2 protein-coding genes and 1 riboswitch are annotated in these 1523 nt (G+C 34.1%); of the genes, one reads left to right on the top strand and one right to left on the bottom strand.

What is annotated here, in order from left to right; translation table 11 throughout:
* Positions 1–161 precede the first annotated feature (161 nt).
* A riboswitch (FMN riboswitch) is annotated at positions 162–301 on the top strand.
* Between the two features lie 163 nt (positions 302–464).
* On the top strand, positions 465–1043 hold the full coding sequence (locus KI356_RS26620; protein WP_002011769.1) for an ECF transporter S component: 579 nt from the start codon (positions 465–467) through the stop codon (positions 1041–1043).
* Positions 1044–1157: 114 nt separating this feature from the next.
* Here the strand turns inward: KI356_RS26620 and KI356_RS26615 are convergent, their stop codons facing one another.
* The gene (locus KI356_RS26615; protein WP_001151994.1) at positions 1158–1406 is read right to left on the bottom strand and encodes a ferredoxin; all 249 of its coding nucleotides are present in this window, start codon (positions 1404–1406) and stop codon (positions 1158–1160) included.
* Between the last annotated feature and the right edge of the window lie 117 nt (positions 1407–1523).

Raw genomic sequence — 1523 nt, 5'->3', positions numbered from 1 at the left:
TAAGAGAAATACCGAATTATAAAAAATATGGGTTGTATTGTAAAATATAGTGATTGTTTCTTTAATAACATAAAATAAATAACTTATTTTTAATAAGTTACACTTTTTTTGTTCACAATACGATCATGTTGTTGTATAATGAAGTGGAAAATAGAATATCGGTCTATCTTCGGGGCAGGGTGAAAATCCCGACCGGCGGTGATGAACAGTTAATAATTTCGTTCTAAGCCCGCGAGCCGTTAAGGCAGGATTTGGTGTGATTCCAAAGCCGACAGTACAGTCTGGATGGGAGAAGATGGAGGTTCAAGCGTTCAAAAAAGATAAGTATTTGAACGTCTGTTTGATGTGCCTTAAAATTCTCCCTTTGTGTAAATCACAAAGGGTTTTTTCGTTCTATGAAAAAATAGGCATAGCAGAACCTTTCCACTTTCCATGAGAAGATCGATGGAAAAGGAGAGAGAAAGATGAAACAAAAAAACAGTGTAGTGCAGATGGTGAGTGTAGCGATGCTAAGCAGTATTGCGTATTTACTAATGATGTTAGATTTTCCATTCCCAGGGCTTCCGCCATTTTTAAAAATTGATTTTAGTGATGTGCCAGCTTTAATTGCAGCGATAATTTTCAGTCCAATTGCAGGTGTAATTGTAGAAGCGATAAAAAATATTTTGCATTACGGAATTCAAGGGAGTTTAACGGGAGTACCAGTAGGAGAAGTAGCAAACTTTATAGCGGGATGTTTATTTATTGGTCCAGCAGCATTCTTATTCCGAAAGTATCGCACAGTAAAAAGTTTAACGACAGGATTAATGCTAGGAACAATTACTATGACAGTTATTATGAGTGTGTTAAACTACTTTATCATTTTACCAGCGTACACTTGGTTTTTAAATTCACCAGCTATGTCTAGTGATATTATGCGACAAACTATTGTAACGGCGATATTACCGTTTAATGTAATTAAAGGAATTGTTGTAACAATTGTATTTGTAGCATTATTTTCACGCTTGAAAGTATGGGTATTTGCAAAAATGAAAAATGCTTAAAAATATTAAACCATTGGCAGCTTAACTGCTAATGGTTTTTTTTGTGAGAATGAAAAAGAGAGCAAAAAATCCCCCTCATACTTATGAGAGAGATTTTTTGAAGTTAATAAAAGACTATTCGAATTTTAAAGAGTCGCCATCGAATGATTCGTCAGCAACTTTAATTGAGTCAGTTGGACAACCTTCGAATGCATCCATCATATCTTCAATTAATACATCTGGAATTTCAACGATACCTTGGTTATCGTCTAATGTTACAAATGCAATACCTTCATCATCATAGTCATAAATGTCTGGTGCAGCAGCGCCACAAGCACCACATGCAATACAAGTATCTTTGTCAACGATTGTATATTTTGCCATCTTTTTTCCCTCCTGATAATATGTATGTGAAAAGTTCGCCAAAAAATTATAACCTTATTGTAAAACGGTTTTTAAAACTTTTCAACATAAAATTATAATGATAATCCTTATCAATTA

This window comes from Bacillus hominis (genome assembly GCF_018332515.1).
GTDB classification, from domain to species: Bacteria; Bacillota; Bacilli; order Bacillales; family Bacillaceae_G; genus Bacillus_A; species Bacillus_A hominis.
This window is presented reverse-complemented; position numbering and strand designations above follow the sequence as displayed.

Bases quoted from the DNA above. Each gene is read 5' to 3' on its own strand.
- KI356_RS26620 (WP_002011769.1), top strand. From the start codon at position 465: ATGAAACAAAAAAACAGTGTAGTGCAGATGGTGAGTGTAGCGATGCTA.
- KI356_RS26615 (WP_001151994.1), bottom strand. From the start codon at position 1,406: ATGGCAAAATATACAATCGTTGACAAAGATACTTGTATTGCATGTGGT.